This is a genomic window from Draconibacterium sp. IB214405 (assembly GCF_033963885.1).
GTDB lineage: Bacteria > Bacteroidota > Bacteroidia > Bacteroidales > Prolixibacteraceae > Draconibacterium.
In genome coordinates this window covers 911443-934562 of record NZ_JAXBMA010000004.1, presented here as the reverse complement: position 1 = coordinate 934562, position 23120 = coordinate 911443, and the positions used below count along the sequence as shown (strand labels likewise).

At 41.7% G+C, this 23120-nt stretch carries 18 protein-coding genes; 6 read left to right on the top strand and 12 right to left on the bottom strand.

The genetic code is table 11. From position 1 onward, the window contains the following. Window positions 1-8: 8 nt before the first annotated feature. From SLH46_RS16470 to SLH46_RS16430, 9 genes are all read right to left on the bottom strand, one after another. Window positions 9-2024 (bottom strand): transketolase family protein, encoded by a 2016-nt coding sequence (locus tag SLH46_RS16470; protein ID WP_320282300.1) that lies wholly within the window; start codon window positions 2022-2024, stop codon window positions 9-11. A gap of 201 nt (window positions 2025-2225) precedes the next feature. Continuing rightward, entirely contained in the window at window positions 2226-3398 is a 1173-nt protein-coding gene (locus SLH46_RS16465; protein ID WP_320282299.1) for a phosphoglycerate dehydrogenase, read from the bottom strand. A gap of 332 nt (window positions 3399-3730) precedes the next feature. Then, window positions 3731-4360: a Crp/Fnr family transcriptional regulator gene (locus SLH46_RS16460; RefSeq protein ID WP_320282298.1), complete on the bottom strand. Its 630-nt coding sequence runs from the start codon at window positions 4358-4360 to the stop codon at window positions 3731-3733. A 174-nt stretch (window positions 4361-4534) separates the two neighbouring features. After that, the gene (gene dnaJ, locus SLH46_RS16455) at window positions 4535-5701 is read right to left on the bottom strand and encodes a molecular chaperone DnaJ (protein ID WP_320282297.1); all 1167 of its coding nucleotides are present in this window, start codon (window positions 5699-5701) and stop codon (window positions 4535-4537) included. Window positions 5702-5719: 18 nt separating this feature from the next. Next, window positions 5720-6310 carry a nucleotide exchange factor GrpE gene (locus tag SLH46_RS16450; protein ID WP_320282296.1) on the bottom strand — a complete coding sequence of 197 codons (591 nt, stop codon included), beginning with the start codon at window positions 6308-6310 and terminating at the stop codon, window positions 5720-5722. A gap of 159 nt (window positions 6311-6469) precedes the next feature. Then, window positions 6470-6991: a peroxiredoxin family protein gene (locus SLH46_RS16445; protein ID WP_320282295.1), complete on the bottom strand. Its 522-nt coding sequence runs from the start codon at window positions 6989-6991 to the stop codon at window positions 6470-6472. An 88-nt stretch (window positions 6992-7079) separates the two neighbouring features. Further along, window positions 7080-8384, bottom strand: coding sequence for a UDP-N-acetylglucosamine 1-carboxyvinyltransferase (gene murA / locus SLH46_RS16440; protein ID WP_320282294.1), 1305 nt, complete (start codon window positions 8382-8384; stop codon window positions 7080-7082). Window positions 8385-8409: 25 nt separating this feature from the next. Further along, window positions 8410-8997 carry a DUF4290 domain-containing protein gene (locus SLH46_RS16435; RefSeq protein ID WP_320282293.1) on the bottom strand — a complete coding sequence of 196 codons (588 nt, stop codon included), beginning with the start codon at window positions 8995-8997 and terminating at the stop codon, window positions 8410-8412. A gap of 174 nt (window positions 8998-9171) precedes the next feature. Then, entirely contained in the window at window positions 9172-11502 is a 2331-nt protein-coding gene (locus SLH46_RS16430) for an ATP-dependent helicase (protein ID WP_320282292.1), read from the bottom strand. A gap of 487 nt (window positions 11503-11989) precedes the next feature. Here SLH46_RS16430 and SLH46_RS16425 point away from each other — a divergent pair, with 487 nt between their 5' ends. Beyond that, window positions 11990-13276: a gliding motility-associated C-terminal domain-containing protein gene (locus SLH46_RS16425; RefSeq protein ID WP_320282291.1), complete on the top strand. Its 1287-nt coding sequence runs from the start codon at window positions 11990-11992 to the stop codon at window positions 13274-13276. Window positions 13277-13314: 38 nt separating this feature from the next. Here the strand turns inward: SLH46_RS16425 and SLH46_RS16420 are convergent, their stop codons facing one another. Beyond that, window positions 13315-14253 carry a DUF7544 domain-containing protein gene (locus SLH46_RS16420; RefSeq protein ID WP_320282290.1) on the bottom strand — a complete coding sequence of 313 codons (939 nt, stop codon included), beginning with the start codon at window positions 14251-14253 and terminating at the stop codon, window positions 13315-13317. Window positions 14254-14587: 334 nt separating this feature from the next. On the opposite strand from SLH46_RS16420, the gene SLH46_RS16415 reads away from it, so the two are divergent. Further along, a complete protein-coding gene (locus SLH46_RS16415; protein WP_320282289.1) occupies window positions 14588-15190 on the top strand; it encodes a hypothetical protein in 603 nt (200 codons plus the stop codon). A gap of 214 nt (window positions 15191-15404) precedes the next feature. Here the strand turns inward: SLH46_RS16415 and SLH46_RS16410 are convergent, their stop codons facing one another. Further along, window positions 15405-15641 carry a putative signal transducing protein gene (locus tag SLH46_RS16410; protein ID WP_320282288.1) on the bottom strand — a complete coding sequence of 79 codons (237 nt, stop codon included), beginning with the start codon at window positions 15639-15641 and terminating at the stop codon, window positions 15405-15407. Between the two features lie 266 nt (window positions 15642-15907). Continuing rightward, entirely contained in the window at window positions 15908-18064 is a 2157-nt protein-coding gene (locus SLH46_RS16405; protein WP_320282287.1) for an elongation factor G, read from the bottom strand. A gap of 627 nt (window positions 18065-18691) precedes the next feature. Between SLH46_RS16405 and SLH46_RS16400 the strand changes: the two genes are divergently transcribed. From SLH46_RS16400 to cysI, 4 genes are all read left to right on the top strand, one after another. Further along, window positions 18692-18943, top strand: coding sequence for a DUF2061 domain-containing protein (locus SLH46_RS16400; RefSeq protein ID WP_320282286.1), 252 nt, complete (start codon window positions 18692-18694; stop codon window positions 18941-18943). Between the two features lie 5 nt (window positions 18944-18948). Beyond that, window positions 18949-19401, top strand: coding sequence for a precorrin-2 dehydrogenase/sirohydrochlorin ferrochelatase family protein (locus tag SLH46_RS16395; protein WP_320282285.1), 453 nt, complete (start codon window positions 18949-18951; stop codon window positions 19399-19401). Between the two features lie 39 nt (window positions 19402-19440). Then, a complete protein-coding gene (locus tag SLH46_RS16390) occupies window positions 19441-21255 on the top strand; it encodes an assimilatory sulfite reductase (NADPH) flavoprotein subunit (protein WP_320282284.1) in 1815 nt (604 codons plus the stop codon). A 146-nt stretch (window positions 21256-21401) separates the two neighbouring features. Beyond that, entirely contained in the window at window positions 21402-23102 is a 1701-nt protein-coding gene (gene cysI, locus SLH46_RS16385; RefSeq protein ID WP_320282283.1) for an assimilatory sulfite reductase (NADPH) hemoprotein subunit, read from the top strand. The last annotated feature ends 18 nt before the right edge of the window (window positions 23103-23120 follow it).

Below are 23120 nucleotides of genomic sequence, written 5' to 3'. Positions count from 1 at the left end.
TATGGTTTTTATGCCAATAATTCTTTTACCTGGTTGTATACATTTTCGCCTGTATAACCAAGTTTTACATCCAGTACTCCTGCAGGTGCAGAGAAACCGAATGAGCCAAGACCAAATACTTTTCCGTCCATTCCAACCAAACCTTCAAGGGTTACAGGCAATCCGGCTGTTAAACCAAATTTAGTAACTCCTGCAGGAAGAACTTCTTTTTGGTATTCGGCACTTTGCGTGCGGAACAAACCTTCAGAAGGAACAGAAACGATACGGCTTTTTACACCATCTTTTGCCAATAATTCGGCACCGGCAACCAATGTGCTAACTTCCGAACCGCTTGCCAACAGAATTACATCCGGTGTACCTTCGCAATCCTGAAGAATGTAAGCGCCTTTAGTAGCTCCCTGAGCAGTTTCGTAGGTTGTTACATCTTTAATTCCCTGACGCGAAAGAATAAGCGCTGTTGGAGTGTCGGTATTTTCCATAGCCATTTTCCATGCAACGGTAGTTTCGTTACCATCAGCAGGACGAAGCACCAACATTGAGTTTTTGTGACTGTGGTTTTGTAATTTCTCCATCAAACGAATTTGAGCTTCCTGCTCAACCGGTTGGTGGGTAGGACCATCTTCTCCAACGCGGAATGCATCGTGCGTCCAGATGTATTTAACCGGCAACTCTTGCAATGCAGCAATACGTGCTGCTGGTTTCATGTAGTCGCTGAATACGAAGAAAGTACCACATGCAGGAATTACACCTCCGTGCAATGCCATACCGTTCATAATGGCAGCCATTGTTAGCTCGCAAACACCTGCCTGCAGGAATTGTCCGCTAAAATCACCTTTTTTAAATGATGTTGTATTTTTAAGGAAACCGTCAGTTTTATCCGAGTTTGAAAGGTCGGCAGATGAAACCACCATGTTTTCAACCTCGTTGGCAAATACTGAAAGAACAGTTGCCGAAGCACCACGAGTTGCGATACCAGCTTTTTGTTCGATTTTGCTGTAGTCGATCTCCGGAATTTCGTTTGCGAAGAAAGCAGTTAGTTTAGCAGCCAATTCTGGATTAGCAGCTTCCCACTTCGCTTGCTCTGCTTTTTTAGTGGCAGCAGCAGCAATTAATTCTGCTTTGCGTTTTTCGTACAACTCTTTTACGTCGTCGAAAATTACGAATGGGTTTTCAGGATCGCCACCCAGGTTTGCGATTGTTTTTGCAAATGAAGCACCGGCTCCGCTCAACGGCTGACCGTGTGTAGAACACTGACGCTCGAAACTCGCACCTGCTTCGGTAACAGCACCTTTACCCATAATTGTTTTACCAATAATAAGTGTTGGTTTTTCTGTTTCTGCCTGCGCATCTTTTAATGCTTTGCGAATAGCGTCTGAATCGTTACCGGCGATGGTAACAACGTTCCAACCCCAGGCTTTATATTTCATTTCAGTATCTTCGTTTGTAACCTCGTCGGTTTCTGTAGATAACTGAATGTCGTTTGAATCGTAGAACATAATCAGGTTGCTCAATCCCAGGTGACCTGCAATTCTACCGGCACCTTGCGAAATCTCTTCCTGAATACCACCGTCAGAAATAAAAGCATATGTTTTATGCGCCATCCACTCACCAAAACGAGCAACTAAAAAGCGCTCAGCAATGGCTGCACCAACGGCCATAACATGACCTTGTCCGAGTGGGCCAGAAGTGTTTTCAACACCGCGTTCAACGTCAACTTCAGGGTGACCAGGAGTTACGCTTCCCCACTGACGGAAATTGGCAACATCTTCCATGCTGTAAAAACCTGCCAATGATAAAATTCCATAAAGCATCGGTGACATGTGACCCGGATCAAGGAAAAAACGGTCGCGGTTTGCCCATGTCATGTCTGATGGATCGTAATTCAGGAATTCAGAATAAAGAATGTTGACAAAATCGGCACCACCCATTGCTCCTCCGGGGTGACCTGAATTTGCTTTTTCAACCATAGCTGCAGCCAGAATTCGAACATTATCAGCTGCTTTAACTTCAATACTTTTGCTCATTTTTGTAATTTTTATTCAATTAACTTCGGCAGGACAGGAGTGCCAAAAATAGTAAAAAAGAAGGACTTAGAAAGCGGGCTAACCTGTTATTAATGATAATTTAGCAATCAGTAAGCGACTGATATCATAGAATGAAAAAAGGAGAATAAGATGCAAGATCCTATTCTCCTTTTGTTTTGATTTTAAAGTAATTATCTTTTTCTAGGCACTAATTATTCGAACCATAAAAATTCCGTCGATCGCCAGGAGTTTGTCTTTTACACTTGCGTCAACGGTTTCCTTATCAACATCAATAATGTTGTAGGCAATATCATCGCGCTTTTTATTCAGCATGTTGTCGATGTTCAATCCTTCGGCAGCTAGTACTGTCGAAATCTGACTTACCATGTTTGGTACATTTCGGTTACCAATCAGAATGCGGCTTCCTCCGTTTCTCTCCAGCTCGGCAGCTGGGAAGTTCACCGAGTTTTTGATGTTACCGTTTTCAAGGTAATCGCGCATTTGTTCAACAGCCATAATCGCACAATTGGTTTCCGATTCTTTTGTTGATGCACCCAGGTGAGGAATGGAAATTACATTATCCATTTTCAAACATTCTTCATCAGGGAAATCGGTAATGTATTTGGCAACTTTACCGGAAGCAATTGCATCTTTCAAGTCAGCGTGATCTACCAGACCGCCACGGGCAAAGTTCAATATTTTAACGCCATCTTTCATCATGGCAAATTTGTCTTTATTAATATAGCCTTTTGTATCCGGCAGAAGTGGAATATTAATCGTAACAAAATCGGCTTGTTGCAACAATACCTGGATGCCTTCAACAACTTTTACTTCGCGGCTAAGTTTAAGTGCGTGTTTAACCGACATGTATGGGTCGTATCCAATTACGTTCATACGCAATGCCGATGCTGCATTTGCAGCCAAAACACCAATTGCTCCCAAACCGATTACGGCCAGTGTTTTTCCTTTGATTTCTGCTCCGGCAAAATTCTTTTTACCTTGCTCAACCAACGAACCAACCTTATCGCCTTCGCCAACCAACGTTTTTGCCCAGTTTGCAGCACCAATATAATCGCGCGAAGCCATTAACATTCCTGCAATTACAGCCTCTTTAACCCCGTTGGCGTTTGCACCGGGTGTATTAAATACTACAATCCCTTTCTCTGTACATTTGTCGATAGGGATGTTGTTTACTCCCGCTCCGGCTCTTGCAACAGCTTTTAGCGACGACGGTAACTCCATATCGTGCATTTTAAAACTGCGCAATACGATAGCATCCGGATTTGGAAGCTCGCTTGCGATCTCATAATTGTCTAACGGAAACAGTTTAAGACCATCAGGGTCGATCTTATTCAGAGTTTGAATTTTAAACATGAAGCTTTTTTTAAGTTGATATTCTCTGTAGCTGACAGGATACCCAAGATCGCGTGAAATCAGATATCATTTAGTTTACTGACAAATATCAGGAATATATCTATAAATTATAAGCTGATCGCCGGATTACTTTTCAATATGAAATTAACATTAATGGAATAGGGGAGAAAAGAGCAAAAAAAAGCCAGACTCTCCAGCCTGGCTCATCAACCTTCAACTACTAACCGATTTTATAACCCAAAAAATTATGAAACAATAGTTATGAACTATTATGTCTTTAGATTTATGCTTGCAAATTAAATAATAGAATACCAGCGGGTATGTAATGTAAGTCACAAAAGGCCAGAAAAATCAATAAAATTTCTCGAGAGCGAAACCTTACCTTCTTTTTCCAGTTTTTTTAGCAGGCGCGATATTACTTCGCGCGAAGAATTTAGTTGAAGAGCCAGATCCTGATGGGTGCCTGAAAAGGTTTTTACGCCCGATTTTTCGTGTCTGTCAAGAAAATATTTTACCAGGCGTTCGTCGAGTTTTAAAAATGCCACCGCATCAAGTGTGTTTATTAATTCGCGAAACCTGTTTTGAAAGGTTTGCATAACGTATTGTTTCCACAACGGATATTTTGTGGTCCAGGCATCGAGCATTTCTACCGGAATAAGTAAAACCTCGGTGTCAACTTCGGCAACAGCATTCACTTCGCTAATTTGGCGGGCCATACAACAGGTCAACGACATGGCACAAACCTCGTCGGCCTGAAGGTAATAGAGCAAGAGCTCGTTTCCGGCTTCGCTGGTGCGCGAAACCCGGATGAGGCCTTTTAGTACCATCGGGAAACTGGATATAAACTGACCTTCGCGAATTAACGTTTCGTGTTGAGTGAATTTCTTTCTTACTGCAACCTTTAAAATTTCGTCTTGCAATTCCGGTTCCAGGAAATTGTATCGTGTATAAAAATCTTCCATGTTAGTAGTTCAATATCAGCAAATTTAATGTTGTGTCTCGTTTCTGCAAAAAAAATCAATGAAATCCGATTTTTGTATAAATTTTTCGGATCGAATTCCTTGTAAGTACAACGGAAACAAAAAAAGATTCCTGAATAATGAGGAATCTTTTTTTATATCGTATTCAAAAAGTGTTTATTCAAACATGTCTTTCATTTTCTGAAAAAATGATCGTTCTGATTCCGATGGTCCTCCTTGAAATCCCGGCGAAGCCTGCAGCTTTTCAAGCGCACGTTTTTCTTCGTTGCTCAGTTTCTTTGGTATCCAAACATGAACACGAACCAACAAATCGCCACGACCGTAACCGTTAACATCAGGTACTCCTTTTCCTCTCAGACGAAGAATTTTTTCAGGTTGTGTACCGGCATCTATTTTTACTTTCACTTTACCGTCAACCGTTGGAATTTCGGCCGTTGTTCCCAATGTAATATTGGGGAACGATAAGAACAGGTTGTAAATAAGATTATTTCCGTCGCGAACCAGTTCCTGGTCATCTTCTTCGGTAATCACTACCAGCAGGTCGCCGTTAATTCCGCCACGTCGTCCGGTGTTTCCTTTTCCCGAAACATTTAACTGCATGCCTTCACCAACTCCTGCAGGAATTTTGATGTTGATCACTTCCTCTTCGCGAACAACACCTTCTCCGGCGCAGTGGTTACATTTATCGGTAATCATTTTGCCTTCGCCCTGACAAGTCGGACAAGCCGAAGTGGTTTGCATTTGACCCAGCAAGGTATTCTGAACACGTGTTACCTGGCCGGCGCCACCACATGTTCCACAGGTGGAGTACGACGATCCGTTTTTCGCACCTGTTCCGCTACAATGCTGACAGGCAACGTATTTTTTTACTTTTATTTTTTTCTCAACTCCGTTAACGATGTCTTTTAAGTTGAGTCTTACTTTTACGCGTAAGTCGGAACCACGGCTCACGCGGCGTCCGCCACGTCCGCGGCTGCCACCGCCACTAAAACCTCCGAATCCGCCAAAATGTCCGCCAAAAATGTCGCCAAATGCCGAGAAGATATCTTCAATGTCAGAAAATCCTCCGCCACTGAAACCACCACCTCCGGCGGCTCCACTCATTCCGGCATGACCAAATTGATCGTAACGTTGTTTCTTTTCAGGATTACTAAGTACTTCGTAAGCTTCAGCTGCTTCCTTGAATTTTTCTTCCGCTTCTTTATTGTCCGGATTTTTATCCGGGTGATACATGATCGCTTTTTTGCGGTAGGCTTTTTTTATCTCTTCAGCAGATGCACTTTTGCTAACTTCCAGTACTTCGTAATAATCTCTTTTTGCCATTGTTTCTCCTCTTATTTATTATTCTCCGATTACTACTTTGGCAAACCGGATTACTTTTTCGTTCAGGCAATATCCTTTCTGAATTACATCAACCACTTTTCCTTTCAACTCCTCGCTTGGTGCAGGAATTTTAGTAATGGCTTCGTGTAAGTCTACATCGAACACTTCGTTTAGAGCCTCGATCTCTTTAACGTTATTTTGTTTCAGGAATTCCTGAAATTTGTTGTATATCAGTTGTGTTCCTTGTTTTCCGGCATCGTCGTCCGACAAGTCTTTCATCGAATCGATTGCACGTTCAAAGTCGTCAATTACCGGAAGAATATTGATAAGAACAGTTTCACCACCTGCTTTAATCAGGTCGGCTTTTTCCTTTAATGTTCTTCTTCTGAAGTTGTCGAACTCGGCCTGTAAACGCAAATGTTTGTCCTGAACTTCCTGTAGTTTTAGTCCAAGTTCTTCCAGCTGTTCTTCCTTCTTATCTTTTTTCGATTTTTTCTTTTTCCCCTTTGTATCTTCCACTTCCTGTTCCTGCTCGTTAGCAGTGTTTTCGGTGTTTTGGGTTGTATCTTTTACCTCTTCTGTTTCCTGATTCACTTTTTCTTCTGCCATTTTACCTTAATTTTCAGTATAAATAATTAACTGCTAGCCCTTTTTGTGCTACGCTGACATAGCAAAAATATTGCCATGCAAATATAAACGACAAATTGGCACCCGAATATGATTTCGAGTGCCAATTTGAACGATTTATTTTATTTTTAAACTACAGGCTTACAGCTCTTCTCTCAGTATTTTGTGAAGAGCAGCGTCAAGCGCAGGGCCACGTAGTTTTTTAGCAATAATAATCCCGTTTTCATCAATCAGGTAATTATCGGGGATACCTCTAACCTGGTAAATATAACGGTATTTTGAATTCCACTTTTTAAGATCGCTGATATGGTTTGGCCATTCCAGCCCGTCTTGCTCAATAGCTGCTTTCCATCTGTCGGCAGATTCGTCGAGCGATACGCCAAAAACTGTAAAACCTTTACCATTGGTAAATTTCGCATCTTTGTATTTTGTGTAAGTGGATACAACATTTGGATTTTCACGACGACACGGGCCACACCATGAAGCCCAAAAATCGATTAACACCACTTTGCCGTGCAAATCAGATAATTTTATGGTTTCACCATTCGGTCCTGTGCCAATCAGCTCGGGTGCTTTGTTGCCAATTTCTAATCCAAGTTCCTGTGCATTAACAGCTGTGATACCCGTTAATATAATTGCTACCAGCAAAATCAATCTCTTCATCTTTTTAAATTGTATTTGTTTCTTAAAAACTCAAATATAGGATTTTATGTAATAACACAGTGCCCGCGTTAATGTTTTAACAAGTCGTTTACATCCTTGAAATCCGGGCTCCGAGCGCATTTAACCGGCCGTCGATATTCTCGTATCCGCGATCGATTTGCTCAATGTTGTTGATGGTGCTGGTTCCTTTGGCCGACATGGCTGCGATTAAAAGTGCAATACCTGCACGAATATCGGGTGAAACCATTTTTGTGGCGCGCAAAGCATGTTTCCTGTCGAGCCCGATAACTGTTGCACGGTGCGGATCGCAAAGAATAATTTGTGCACCCATATCAATCAGTTTGTCTACAAAAAACAAGCGGCTCTCAAACATTTTCTGATGAATGAGTACACTTCCCTTAGCTTGTGTGGCAACTACCAGAAATACACTTAGCAAGTCGGGTGTAAGTCCCGGCCATGGGGCGTCGGCAATGGTCATTATTGAGCCGTCGATATAGGAATCGATTTCGTAGTGTTCAGTATCTTTTACCAGCAGATCGTCGCCGGCTTGTTCAACAATAATTCCAAGCCGTCTGAATGATTCAGGAATAATGCCGAGGTGTCCGATCCCTACATTTTTAATGGCAATTTCGGAAGCAGTCATTGCTGCCAGTCCGATAAAACTACCCACCTCAATCATGTCAGGTAGAATACGGTGATTGCAACTGTTTAGTGAAGAAACACCATAAACCCGGAGTAAATTAGAGCCGATTCCATCGATTTTTGCGCCCATGGCAACCAGCATTTTACAAAGCTGTTGCAGGTAAGGTTCGCAAGCGGCATTGTAAATGGTAGTTGTGCCCTCTGCCAAAACGGCTGCCATTACAATATTGGCTGTTCCGGTAACCGATGCTTCGTCGAGCAACATGTAGGCACCTGTAAGTTTTTCTGCCGATACCGAAAACCACTTGTTTTCACGATCGAATTCAAAACGGGCGCCAAGTTTTTGCAAACCAATAAAGTGTGTGTCTACTCTTCGGCGGCCAATTTTGTCGCCACCCGGCTGCGGAATAAATCCTTGTCCGAAACGTGCCAGCAGCGGCCCGATAATCATTATCGATCCACGCAATACAGCAGCCTGTTCAGCATATTCCGGGCTTTTTAAATAGTCAGTATCAACTTTAGAAGCATCGAAACTAAAATGGCCCTTTTCAAGGCGTTCAACTTTTACTCCAAGTCCCTGAAGAATTTCGATAAGTTTTAGTACATCACGAATCTCGGGAATGTTTTCGATTGTTGTTTGCTGCTCGGTTAACAAGGTGGCACAAATAACCTGGAGCGCCTCATTTTTCGCTCCCTGAGGCTCAAGTTCTCCTTTAAGTTTATAACCACCTTCAATTTTGAAAGTCGACATGGGGAAACAGATTACAGGGTAATACCTATTTTTTCTTTTTCGCTTTTGGCTTGTTTTTTTTCGTACCAACCAGTGTTTTGGCATCAGCAAGCTGAAGGTCTTCTTTTACCTTTAGTTTACCGCGAGACATTTCATCCAGATCGTTAAAAATCATTTGATCCTCCACGGCATCTTTGTTCCATGCCAGGTACGATTTTTTCATGTGGTTGGCGATTTGTTCAATAATTATTTCACGCTCTTCACCTTCAAAATTATCGGCTTCTTTTATTAAAAGCTCCATGGTACGGCCGTAATGTTTGTATTTAATACGATGTTGATCGTAAGGCACAACATTCGGGCGTTCGTGAAGCGATTCAGGTGACGGTGGATCGTAAGGATAATCAATGTCTAATTCAAAATCGGACATGATTGCCAGGTGATCCCAAAGTTTGTGTTTGAAATCCTGAACATCACGTAAATGAGGAAAAAGATTACCCATTACATCGATAACCGTTTGTGCCGATCTGTTTCGTTTTTCGCGGTCTTCAATGGTTAACAGGTAGTCCACCATATTTTGTATATTTCTTCCGTATTCGGGAAGAGCCATTTTTTTTCTCTTGGTATTATAATCCATCTGTAAATGTTTAATGCTAAAAATCTAACTTTCAAGTAAATTGGATTTATTTGCGAAATGATGTTGCAAAACTAATCATTTCCAAACAAATCCCGAAGTTTTATTTTTTAGTTCGTTTTTATTCGATTCCGGATGCTTATTACTCGCGGCTCGCTTCTCGTTACTCCAATCTGTTTACCCTTTTATTTTCAGTTTGGCGAATTTTAGCAGCAATTGTTTTTGTGTACCAGTTTTAAAGAAAACAGTTGCTTTAATGTTTGGTGCAACTCCTTCAATATTAATTACTTTACCTTCGCCAAAACGTTGGTGTTCTACTACCATTCCGGTTTGTATTTTTTCGGGAGCATCGCCCTGAAACGTATTTTGAGCTCTGCTTGTTTCTTTAAGCGAAACGAGTTTTTTATTAAAAAAGTTTTGCGACTCGGGAGTTTTAAATGCTCCGGGTGGCTGACGGCGAACAGAATTCTTGTGATAACGCTCGGGTTGAATATCATCGGCGCTTTGTGCACGGCGTGTTGGCGACGAGTGTGCGGCAATTGCCGAAGTGTCGAGAAACTGCTCATCAATTTCTTCCAGAAAACGACTTGGCGTACAAAAATCGAGATTTCCCCAACGGTAGCGTTGGTTGGCATACGAAAACCAGGCGTTTTCTTCGGCGCGGGTTAATGCCACATAAAACAGGCGGCGTTCTTCCTCTAAAGTTTCCGGTTTGTTATCGCCATTTTGGTTCGATGGGAACAGGTTTTCTTCCAAACCCACCACAAACACATTCTTAAACTCCAGCCCTTTTGACGAGTGCACGGTCATCATTGTCACTTTGTCGCGATCTTCTTCTTTTTCGTTATCCTGATCGGTTAACAAAGCAACATCTTCCAGGTAATTCTCCAGTTTTTCAGGTTCGCCGGTTTCTTTGGCGTTAATGCTAAATTCCTGAATACCGTTTAACAATTCCTGTATATTCTCGTGCCGACTTAACCCTTCGGGCGACTTGTCGGTGTACAATTCTTTTAAAATGCCGGTTTGTTCGGCAATGGTTTTGGCGGTATCGAAAGCATCGTTGTCTTGTGACAATTGGATAAACCGCTCGATCAAGCCCACAAAACTCAGAATCTTTCCGGCAGTGCCTTTGTTTAGTCCGGCGTGGTTAATTGTTGGCAGATCGGAAATTATCTTCCAGATAGATGTTTCGTTATTAATTGCTGCTGCCTCCAGTTTCGAGAGGGTAGTGGCCCCAATTCCGCGCGCCGGATAATTGATGATGCGTTTTAAAGCTTCGTTATCTGCCGTATTAATCGTCATCCGGAAATAGGAGAGCAGGTCTTTAATTTCCTTTCGCTGATAGAAACTTAAACCGCCATAAATTTTGTACGGGATATTTCTTTTGCGCAACGACTCCTCAAATATCCTCGACTGCATGTTTGTGCGGTACAAAATGGCAAAGTCTTCGTATTTGTAATGATCGCGCAATTGCAACTGGGCAATTTCCTGTCCTACCAAAAATCCTTCTTCGTTGTCGGTAAGTGCCGAAATCAATTTTATGGGTTTACCGGTGGCATTTTCAGAAAAAACCTTTTTCGGAATTTGCCGTTTGTTTTTGGCAATTATACTATTGGCAGCGTTTACAATGGTTTGCGTTGAGCGGTAATTTTGCTCCAGCTTAAATACTTTATGCTCCGGGTAGTCCGATTTAAAATTCAGAATATTTTCGATACGTGCACCACGAAACGAGTAGATACTCTGCGCATCGTCGCCTACCACACAAATGTTTTTATGTGCCGCAGCCAGTTTTTTTACAATCAGGTATTGCGAGTAGTTCGTATCCTGGTACTCATCAACCATTACATAACCAAAACGCTCCTGGTATTTTTGCAGCACCTCGGGATGATCGCGAAACAGTATGTTTGTTTTCAGCAGCAGATCGTCGAAATCCATGGCGCCCGAAAGTAAACAGCGTTTGGCATATTCTTTATAAATCTGCGCAAGTTGCGGCATGCGCATGCTTTTATCAGCAGAGCGAATTTCGGCAGTATTTTCGTACGCATTTGGCGTAATCAGGTTGTTTTTTGCCATAGAAATACGGCTGGCAACCACCCCCGGTTTGTAAATTTTATCGTCGAGCTGAAAACTTTTAATGATCGTTTTTATCAAACTTTTACTGTCGGCACTGTCGTAAATTGTAAAGTTTGCCGGGTAGCCGATTGTTTCGTGTTCGAAGCGCAAAATACGCGCAAAAATACTGTGGAAAGTTCCCATCCAAAGGTAGCGCGCTGTGTTTTCGCCAACCACACTCGAAATTCGTTCTTTCATTTCGCGGGCTGCCTTGTTGGTAAAGGTAAGCGATAAAATGCTTGACGGCTTGGCACCCTGTTTTAGCAAATTGGCAATACGGTAAGTTAATACACGCGTTTTTCCCGATCCGGCTCCTGCAATTACCAGCGCCGGTCCTTCGGTACGAAGAACAGCCTCTCGTTGGGCTTCATTTAAATTTTGAAGATAATCGAACACTATAGATCTCTTTTTTCTGCTTGCAAATATATAATATTGATTGTATTGAATATTTCCCGGTTTGGTGCGGGCGATTTCGGTAAAACATTCAGCATTCAATCGTAGTAAAACAACAACCGGCGAACCAAGTTGTTTGGGCTACAAAATTAATGATGTCAGGTGGAATCTTTTCCTTCTCGATGCTGTTTTATTAACAAATTATACCAATTGTATCTTAAAGTAACTTTGGCGAAACTTTGAGATTACATTGGTTAATGCCGATAGTAAATTAAAGAGCTTTTGGGAGTTTGCGAATCAAAAGCTCAGTTTAATTTCTCATCGGTATTATTGAAAGCCTCAGTTTTTCGCTTGTTGTTCACTATTTTTGCCGGTATTACCGATTGTAATTTCACCGATTTGCCACAGGCTAACGTTGAAAAACAATTGGTATAACACGCAATTAAATTAAATTTATACGTTAATATTGTATCTCAAAGAGCAATAGTTTATGAAGCGAAGTCTTTTTATTGTAATTATTCTGGTATTTTCTTTTTCTGCTCTCCGGGCTCAAATATCCTCGCCGGGAGCCGATGCCAGCGAAGTAACACAATACCCTGTATACACGGAAACTGATAGTATTTTTATTTTTTGCAGCAGCGGTTCGTCAAGCGATGTGGCAACATTAACTGCGGGCACCGAACTTACCGGTACAAAAAACTGGTTGTGGGAAAAGTATAACAGCGAAACCGCTTCGTTCGAACCCTATTTCGAGGAAAGTACGGATGCTGCAACCTCGCAGATTAATGAGCTGGCCGACGGTTGTTACCGTGTTACCATTACGCAGGGTGCGACTACTGAAATTGATCGCGCATGGGTATTTAATAGTTGGATTTTGGCAGAACCAAAAATTCCACAATCCGATTGCGAATCGTTTACACTAAGCGGAAGTTACACTGCTTCTCCGTTAAATTATTTCGATTTATCGGATAATTCACCTCTTGAACTGATCAGACAAATCAATGTAGAATGGCTGGAAGGATCGGTAAAGTGGAGTAGTTTAATGACTTTTGAATTCAGAAATCCGCCAACAGAGAATACCGATTATACCTTGCGGGTATACGATCAATATAATTGCGAAGGACGCACCGATATCACATACGAATCGATTGTAACAAAAGCCAGTTTTACTGCCAGTCCGATGAGTGGCGAGGCTCCGCTGGAAGTTTCATTTTCGAATAATTCGGAAAACGGAACGGCGGGTTATTACGAGTGGTTTTTTTACCGCGATTTAAGTGCGATTATACAAGATTCGGAAGGAACAACAGAACCGGTTGACAGTATTGATTTTGTAGCTTACGATGATGCGCCGGTTTATACTTACGAAAATTCCGGTACTTATATGGTTAAACTGGTATCGAAACACCTGTCGGATACGCTTACCTGTGTTGATACCGCTTACCTTGAAGATTATATCGAAGTTGATACCTCGTTTATTGCAGTTCCCAATGTATTTACACCAAATGGCGATGGAACCAACGATGAGTTTGTGGTTCGTTTCTGGTCGATGCAAAGTATCGAGATCAGTATTTTTAACCGTTGGGGAAAACGAGTTCATTACTGGGAAAGTGGCGATGTTCGCGGATTTGAAGATTCCTACACCGAAAGCGTTTGGGATGGACGAATTGGAGGTCGTTTCGCCAGTCCCGGAGTTTATTTCTACGATGTGGTGGGGCGTGGCCGCGATGGTGTAAAACGGAAAAAGCACGGCTTCGTACATTTATTTCGCGACAAATAATCTTTTTGCATCGGGGTGGAGAACTAAGTTAATCCCTGTTATTTCTCTTCAGTTTCCATATCCTCAGTTAAATTAACGGCAGGAGGAAGTACATTGTACTCGTCGCCAAACTGTGCCAGAAATTCAACACTAAAGGCTCTGAACGTGTAGCTGATGGGAAGTAGCACCACTGCACCAATGTATGGAATTGCGATAAGCAGGAGGCCAATACAACAAGTCATTACTGCAAATAATATTACTGCAATCATTACTCCAATTCCAAGTACAAAAATAAAAAGACCGTAAATAATAAACGGCAGTGCTCGTTTACTAAATAGAATCAGGAATTTCCCCCAGGCTCGGATAACACCCACCTTTTGTTTATACATAATTTGTACTACAAAGTCTTTTAACAGCAGCGAGATATATCCAAATACCACCATGTAGGCTATAAAAAGCAGTACCATTTGTGTTATACCTGCAAAAATCACCGCCTTTGGAGCGTGTGTTTCATAAAGGTTTTTGCCGGTAACAAAACTATAAACTAATATCAATGCAAATACAGCAAAGGCAAACCAGCCAAAAAAGAACTCGAAGAAAAAGAGTGAATTTCCCTGTTTGCGGAATTCGTGCCACGGTTTGCTGATTTCGGCTTTATCGTGAATAACATTGTGCAGAAACATAAACTTGCCCCGCGAGCTCAGCCATAAACACACCGTAATAATCAGAAAAAGGATAATTAATCCAACAATAATGAGGTTTGCCCACAGCGGATTGTCGAGCAGCCAGTCTTTTGCTGTTTGCGGAAAACTGAAAAATTCATCCCAGTTGTTTTGCCCACTGTTGTTTCCCGAACCGTTTCCTTTGCAGTCGGTGAGTCCGGCCAGCCAGGCAGTAAATCCTACCCGAATCCATTTGTTTAAATCGAAAGGTTGAAATAAGGCTTTTTTCATGCGGTTCCAGCCCGCTGAAAGTGGTTGGCTGTAGCTGATTTGCATGGCAGTAGTTTTTGGTTTCCTGCAAGTTATAGTATTCGGGAAAAAATACCAAACACCTAAGAATTAAATCCGGCTAAAAAATTGCCGCTTCAGCTTGCAAAAGTTTATTTGTAATAACTATATTTGGCCCCTCAGGCAAACCTTATTTAATTTTTTATGCTTTTATAAGCGGAAGGTGCTATTATTGTAATCGTACGGTCCGTTTTAATCTTTACATGTAAAATAACAAGTGTAAGGATTCTGCGTTAGTTGAATAGTTTTTCTAATTTTAGAAATTAATCAGATTATGGGTCATTAAAGACAATTGGCCGGTTAATCGAAATTTAGTGATTTTATGAAGAAGATGTTTGCTGTGGTGGTGCTGATGTTTATGGTTTTCAGTACGTTTGCGAAAAAGGACGTTAATGCCTGGAAGAGGGAGCAATCCATGTCGGATCAGTATCGGGTTTTTAAGGAGAATCTGAATTTCTGGAACGGATCGTACTTTATGAAGGAAGATCAGTTGGATGATTTGTACGATGCACTTACCGATACCATTGATGTGTTGAACAAAAGTGTTGAACAGAGAAATGCACAAATAGGAAACCTGAACAATGAAATGAGCTCGAAAGATGAGCAAATGAATACGTTGCAACAAGAGCTCGACGAGAGTTTAAAATTGCAAAACTCTATCGTGTTTTTGGGGATGAAAATTAACAAAAGTGCCTACTCGGTAACCATGTATATACTCATTGCCGGAGTGCTGTTACTTGCCGGATTTGTTTTTCTGTTATACAAACGAAGTCTTGTTGTTACCAGCCGTACCAAAAAAGATTACAACGAATTAAAAGAGGAATACGAAGTGCACAAAAAGAATGCCTTGGATCGTTATACCAAAATAAATATGGAATTGCATCAAACGCGTTTGGAGTTGAAAAAAGGTTCGATAAAATCGTAATTCGTATCAACGAAAAGTAAGATATTATTAAAACACAAAGTCCTGCACTGTTTTCGTGCGGGACTTTGTATTTGGTAACGGTCACCTCTACGTGGTCGGGCGGTCCCGATGAAATCGGGAGTGTCAGACCCGCAGGAAAGAGGGCTCAAGGTCCGACTTGTCAAACTAAAAAAATCCCGACAATCGTATTACAGGTGGTTGTCGTCAGTGATGCTTATTGTTTCTTCTCCATCAAGCCATTGATTATCGGAGTGGCTTTCTCAATATCGCTACTTTCAATATAAAGGTCAATCGCAGAAGGAACTCCTCCCGAGAATCCGGCAGCCACTCCGGAATTGAAATCACTTTTAATTAATGAGCTTATGCCTTGATTTTCCAATTCTCCTTTTATCAAGGCTATCTGTACCTCACTGCCGGTAAATACTTTAATTGTTTTATTCATTTGTGTCATGTCAGGAATTTTGAATTAGTTACAAATTCGGTTGTTATTTTGATTCTTTTCTTGTGCTCTCTAATAAACTGTGATCAGAAGTCTGGTTTCCAGATGCGTATTCAACGATTATTAGCTCCTTAAAGTTAATATTCCTGTTCAAGAAAAACAATATGTTATATAGTGGGCAAAGTGGAAGTGGATTCAGGTCCTTAAAAACAAAACCCCGATCCGTCAGCTGACGAACCGGGATTTTTTAGTTATAGTAAAATGGATTAGAAAATGGTCTATTCTTCTTCCTGCTCGGCTTCGTAAGCTTTAAGCAGTTCGTCCTGTACATCGGCAGGAACTTTTTCGTAGCCATCGAAACTCATGCTAAATACGCCTCTACCACCGGTAATAGAACTCAGCGATGTGGTATATTTAAACATTTCTTTCTGTGGTACTTTGGCCGTAATTTTTTCCAGGCCTTTTTCCGAGCCCATACCCATAATCATAGCGCGGCGTCCCTGCAGGTCACTCATGGCATCACCCATTCGGTCAGAAGGTACCCAAACATCCAGATCAAAGATCGGTTCCAGAATTTTAGCTCCGGCATTTTTAAAGGCCATACTAAAGGCATTACGTCCGGCCAGTTTAAACGAAATTTCATTCGAGTCAACCGGGTGCATTTTTCCGTCGTACACATAAACGATAATATCGCGGGCATACGAACCGGTTAGCGGACCTTCTTCCATTTTTTCCATAATCCCTTTCAGGATAGCCGGCATAAAACGGGCATCAATCGATCCACCAACAATACAGTTGCAGAAAATGAGTTTTCCACCCCACGCCAATTTGTGTTCTTCAACGTTACGAACAGATAATTTCTGTTCTTTCTCGCCAAACTTGAACATATTTTTCGGAGCAGCTCCTTCTTCGTAAGGCTCAATAATCATGTGTACCTCACCAAACTGGCCCGATCCACCCGATTGTTTTTTGTGGCGGTAATCAGCTTGTGCAGGTTTGGTAATTGTTTCGCGATAAGGAATCTTTGGTTTTAGGTATTCAACTTCCAGTTTGTGTACGTTGTCGAAATACCATTTCAAGATATTCAGGTGATATTCACCTTGTCCGTGTACCAACAATTGTTTTAACTCGCGTGAGTATTCAACAACATAGGTTGGATCTTCGTATTTTATTTTGCTTAAGATTTCGCCTACTTTTTCATCGTCAGAGTCGGCAGCAGCTTTTACTGCAACGGTGTGACGCGGAGTAGGGAATTCGATCGGAGCAAATACAGTTCCGGCTTCTTTAGTAGAAAGCGTTTGGTTGTATTTGGTTTCTTTAAGTTTAACGGTACAACCTAAATCGCCGGCATGTAGTTCGTCCACTTTTTCGCGGCTTTTTCCATCCGGAACAAATACCTGCGATAAACGTTCTTTGTTGCCCGATTTTGAGTTGATGAGGTCGAGTCCTTCTTTTACTACACCCGACATTACCTTAAAATAAGTAATCTCTCCAACGTGTGGCTCAACTGCAGTTTTAAAAACGAAAAGGCTGGTAGGCTGCGAGGAATCCATGGTTACCTCTTTTCCTTTTACAATTTTACCCATTTTCTTTTCGCTTGGTGCCGGTGCAATGTTTGTAATAAACTCGAGCAAACGACCGATACCTACACTTTTTTTGGCGCCTGTACAAAATACAGGATACAAGGTACGGTCTAACATTCCCAGTTTAATCCCTTTGCGCATTTCGTCTTCGGTAAGCGTTCCTTTGTCGAAATAAAGCTCCATTAAAGCTTCTTCGTTTTCGGCCGCCTTTTCAACCAATTCGTTGTGCAATTCTTCTGCTCTTTCCTTTTCTGATTCCGGAATGTCAGAGATCTCAGGTTTTCCACTATCATCTTTAAATGTGTACATTTTCATTTTTAACACATCGATGATGGTGGAAAAATTAGTTCCTGCATCAACCGGGTATTGTATAATTGTGGCTTTGCTGCCAAATGTATTTTTACACTGATCTAATGTGCTGTCGAAATTTGAGTTTTCGTGGTCGAGTTGGTTGAACACCAAAACGAGAGGAGTTTCGGCATGGTCGGCATGGCGTGCAGCTGCTTCTGTTCCGGCTTCGATACCGTTTGATGCATTAACAATAAGCAAGCCCAGTGCGGTAACACTTAACGACGAAACAACACCTCCGCAAAGATCGTCCATCCCGGGGGTGTCCATTATATTTATTTTTTTTCCGTTGTATTCAGTGTGCATCAGGGTTGAAAAAACAGAATTGCCATAATCTTGTTCAATTGGGTTGTAGTCTGATACGGTATTCTTTGCACCTACATCTCCTTTACGTTTTATAACTCCACCCTCGAACAGCATAGCTTCTGCAAGGGTGGTTTTCCCACTGCCGGCATTACCAACTAAAGCAATGTTCCGAACTTCATCGGTTTTGTAAACTTTCATATTATCTCAGTTTTATTGATTTATTAGTCTCGTAATCTTCGTTATTTTGAAGCGAGGTCACCAAATTTAGTAATAATTTGTTAACAATCAAGAGGTAGAAATCAGCTCGGAAAATTATATTATCCGGCCCCTGTTTTTGGAGGGTGTTAATGCTCATCAATCCAGCTGTTTAAGCCGCTTTTGTTAATAATTGTTATAGGCTGAAATCATTCTAAATAAGGGCTTGTGATGAATCATTAGAATAGGATAACAGTTATGTCAATTAAAAAACAGTTTCAAGTATTTACAGGTGATAAAATTAGCGTCAGTGTGTTAACTTATTTAGACTGATTTTAAAAAACTTCAATAAAAGTCTTTTTAGTCTGAAATATTCATTTATATTTGCGGTGTGTGACAAAGGTCACATTGAAACAATTCGAAAAAATAATGGTGAAAAGTTTTTCTAAAATAACAATGAACGAAATGACATGTATGATGTGTATGTGTTGTGATGATATTGTTGTGCAGAGGAACTGACCATAGATTGAAAATATAACTCGATTTGAAAGGCTCTTCTGTATTTGCAGAAGAGCTTTTTTTTTGAGGATAACGAACAAGGGAGATAATGATTTTACAGGATTAAGTCGTATGGCAAGGGAAAAAGGAAATACGGTTGAGCGAAAACGAAGAAGTATCGTAAAAACGATTTCGTGGCGCACCATCGGCACCATCGATACCATTTTGATTTCGTGGTTGGTGGTGGGCGACATAAATTTTGCAGTAACTATTGGCGGCGTTGAGCTCTTTACAAAAATGACCTTGTACTTTTTTCACGAGCGTGCCTGGAACAAAATCAGCTTCGGAAGGGTTAAAGATACACCTATTGAATACGAAATTTAAAGAGCATGGCAGACAAGAATTTTTTACCGATTGCAATTGATATTGCCAACCAGAAAATACTGATCGTTGGCGGCGGACAAAGTGCTTACAGTAAACTTAAGATTTTGCAGCGCCACAATGCCGAGGTTGAAATTCTGGCCATTACAATTTGCGATGAAATAAAAAACAGCGGGGTGAAATATACAGAAGCAGCATACGACAGAAAATATTTAAAAGACTATTTAATGCTTTATTCCTGCTCGAATAACGAAGAGCTCGACCGGCAAATTGAAAAAGATTGTCGCGAAGAAAAGGTATTAGTTAATATTCACGATAAACCATCTCGCTGCCAGTTTGTTTCTCCTGCTATCTACCGGCATGGAAATATTTCGGTGGCGGTGAGCTCGAATGGCGAGAATGTTTATGAATCGATTCGAATAAGAAATTTAATAAAAGATAAGTTGCAACTTAAAGATTGACTTGAATTATCAACTCAGTCTCTTAATTAAAAATCAAAAATGAGTTTAAAAACAAATCCATTAAATGATGCACAGCTAAGTGCTTTAAGTCAGTTGGTTGAAGGCTTGAATAAAGAGCAAACCATTTGGCTGAATGGTTATTTTGAAGGGAGATTGGCAGCCCTTGGAGGTGTTGAAGTTCCAACTGCGGTTAGTACATCCGCAGCTGCTCCGGCACCTCAAAGTTCGATAAACCTTACAGTTTTGTATGGTACCGAAACCGGACATTCGCAGGGTCTTGCCGAAAAATTGGGAGAGAAAGCTTCGTTTAAAGGAATTAATGCCCAGGTGTTGAGTTTGTACGATTACAATTACAAAAAGCTGAATGAAGAAGACAATGTAGCGATAATTGTGAGTACGCACGGCGAGGGCGATCCGCCGGATATGGCTGAAGATTTTTACAAATATGTAACCGGACCGCGTGCTCCTCAACTCGAAGGAGTAAACTATTCGGTGCTGGCTTTGGGCGACAAAACCTACAAGCATTTTTGTAAAACAGGCGAAGAAATTGATGAGGCATTAAAAAGCCTTGGAGGTTACCGTGTTACGCAAGCTGCAAAATGCGATGTGGATTATGAGCAGCCGGCAGAGACGTGGATGAACCTCTTTTTGTTGAACCTTACTCCTGCTGAAACTCCGGAACCGGTAGTTGCAAGTGCGCCGTCAGTAGCTACACCATCAGTAAGCACAGGTGGTTTTGGAGAGGAGTTCTCGAAATCAAATCCATACATGGCAACAGTGTTGGAGAAAGTACGGATTACCGGAGATGGTTCGGACAAGGAAGTGTACCATGTTGAACTTTCGCTGGAAGGTTCGGGACTGGAATACGAGCCGGGCGATTCGTTGGGAATTTTCACAAAAAATCCTGAAGCTTTGGTAGAAGATATTCTTGCCTTTACAGGTTTCGATCCTGAGCAGAAAGTTGATGTTGGTGAAGAAGAGATGAGCATAAAAGAGGCTTTGTCGCATCACCTTGAAATTACAATGCTGACTTTCGATCTGCTCAAAAAATACCAGGAGAAAACAAAGAATGCCGAGCTGGCAAAACTACTTGCCGACGATGAGGCGCTCGACGAATATTTGTATGGCCACGATGTGCTCGATTTGTTGGAAGACTTCCCGTACGAGTGGAATGCACATAAACTGGTAGAGGTTTTGCGTCCGATACCGCCACGTTTGTATTCAATTTCATCGAGTATGGAAAGTGTTGGCGAAGAAGTTCATGTAACTGTTTCGGTTGTTCGTTACGAACGTAAGAACCGCAAACGCAACGGCGCATGTTCGTCGCACCTTGCCGACAGTATTGAAATTGATGAGCAGATTCCGGTTTACATCGACAAAAATCCATCATTTAAATTACCGGCCAACGGTTCAAAAATTATCATGGTTGGTGCCGGAACGGGTGTAGCTCCGTATCGCGCATTTATGCAGCATCGCGAGAGTTTGGGCATTAAAGGCGAGTCGTGGTTGTTTTTTGGAGACCGTCGTTTTAACTCCGATTTCCTTTACCAAACCGAGTGGCAAAAGCTATTAAAGAACGAAACACTAACCAAAATAGATGTAGCTTTTAGTCGCGACCAGGAAGAAAAAGTTTACGTACAGCACAAACTGAAAGAGCAACAAAAAGAGGTGTTCGACTGGCTGGAAAACGGTGCACATCTTTATTTGTGTGGCGACATGAAATACATGGCTAAAGATGTAAATAAGGCTTTGCTTGATATCATTCAGACTCAGGGTGGAATCAGCGAGGAACAAGCCGAAAAATATGTAAAGAATTTGAAACGTGAAAAGCGTTTCCAGACCGATGTTTATTAGTGAGACTCAACTTTTAAAAGTGTAACGAATTAAAAGTTGCCAATCGAACTAATCCCGATAATAAAGTTAATCGGGATAAATTAAAATAGCAGGAACGGCTGCAACCACCTTCATGTGGTCGTTCCTGAAACTATAACCCAAAAATTATGAGTGAAAGTATTAACTGGCTTGAGCTTTCAGAAGTTGAAAGACTCAAGTACGATAGTAATTACCTACGCGGAACTTTGCCCGAAAGCCTGGCGGATCCGATCACCGGGGCCATCTCGCAGGGCGACACGCAGATCTCGAAATTTCACGGAATCTACCAGCAGTGGGACCGCGATGTTGACAAAGTACGTAAGCGACAAAAGCTTGAACCAGCTTTTTCTTTTCTGATCCGGTTGCGCATGCCTGGCGGGAAATTCACTTCGCAGCAGTGGCTGGCAATGGACGAATTGTCGGAGAAATATGCTAACGGTACGTTAAAACTGACTACACGTCAAACCTTTCAGTTGCATGGTGTGCTGAAGCGGAACCTAAAGGCGACTATTAAAGAAATGAACGACAGCCTGATGGATACCATTGCAGCTTGTGGCGACGTAAACCGTAATGTGATGAGCCATGCCAATCCGGCGCAGTCGCCATTTCACGCCGAGGTGATTGAGACCGCTAAAAATATCAGTACGCATCTTTTACCCAAAACAGGTGCGTATCACGAAATCTGGCTGGATAAAAAACTGGTTGCCGACAGTAAAGAAGAAGTGGAGCCTTTGTATGGTAATCGTTACCTGCCGCGTAAGTTTAAAATCGGGATCGTTATTCCTCCACATAACGACTGCGATGTGTTTTCGCAGGATTTAGGTTTTATTGCCATAATTGAAAACGACAAAATTGTTGGCTACAATGTTGCTGTTGGTGGCGGTTTGGGAACTACTTTCGGAAAATCTGAATCCTATCCGAGAACCGGAACTGTAATTGGATTTTGTACGCCCGATCGAATTATTGACGTTGCTGAAAAAGTAGTTGCAGTACAACGCGATAATGGTAACCGCAAAGATCGTAAACAGGCCCGTTTGAAATACACCATCGACAGGATGGGAGTGGAGGAGTTTGTGGCAGAATTGACAAAATATTTGGGTTATGAGCTGGAGCCAGCACGCGAATACATTTTAGACCGAAACGGCGATGATTTTGGCTGGATAAAAGGTAGCGATAAAAAGTGGCATCTCACTTATTTCGTTGAAGGCGGACGTGTTCTTGATCGGGGTGAATTCAAACTCAAAACTGCCCTTCGCGAGATTTCAAAAGTGATCGACGGTGATATTATTCTTACCGGAAACCAAAACCTGATCATCTCGGGAGTGAGCACAAAGGTGAAAAACCAGGTTGATGCTTTGCTGAAAACTTATGGCGTATCACCTGAAGATATTTCCGGCTTACGAAAGAACTCTATTGCCTGCGTTGCCCTGCCAACTTGCCCACTGGCTTTTGCTGAAGCCGAACGTTACTTACCTGATTTAGTTTCGAAAATTGAAACAATACTGAATGAACACGAGTTGGGTAAAGAAGAAATTGTAATTCGCATGACGGGCTGCCCGAATGGTTGCGGGCGACCTTATTTAGCCGAAATTGGCCTAATCGGGAAATCGCCTGGTTACTACAACTTATACCTTGGTGGAAGTTTTAACGGATCGCGTTTGAATACGCTTTACAAACAAACCATCAACGAGGAAGAGATACTAAACGAGCTGCGTCCGATTATTTCTGATTTTGCAGCAAATCGTGAGGACGGCGAGCATTTTGGCGACTTCGTAATCCGCAAAAACTACGTGGAGGAAATCAAAGAAGGCCGGGAGTTTAAACACTAATTTCAAAACTTAAATTCA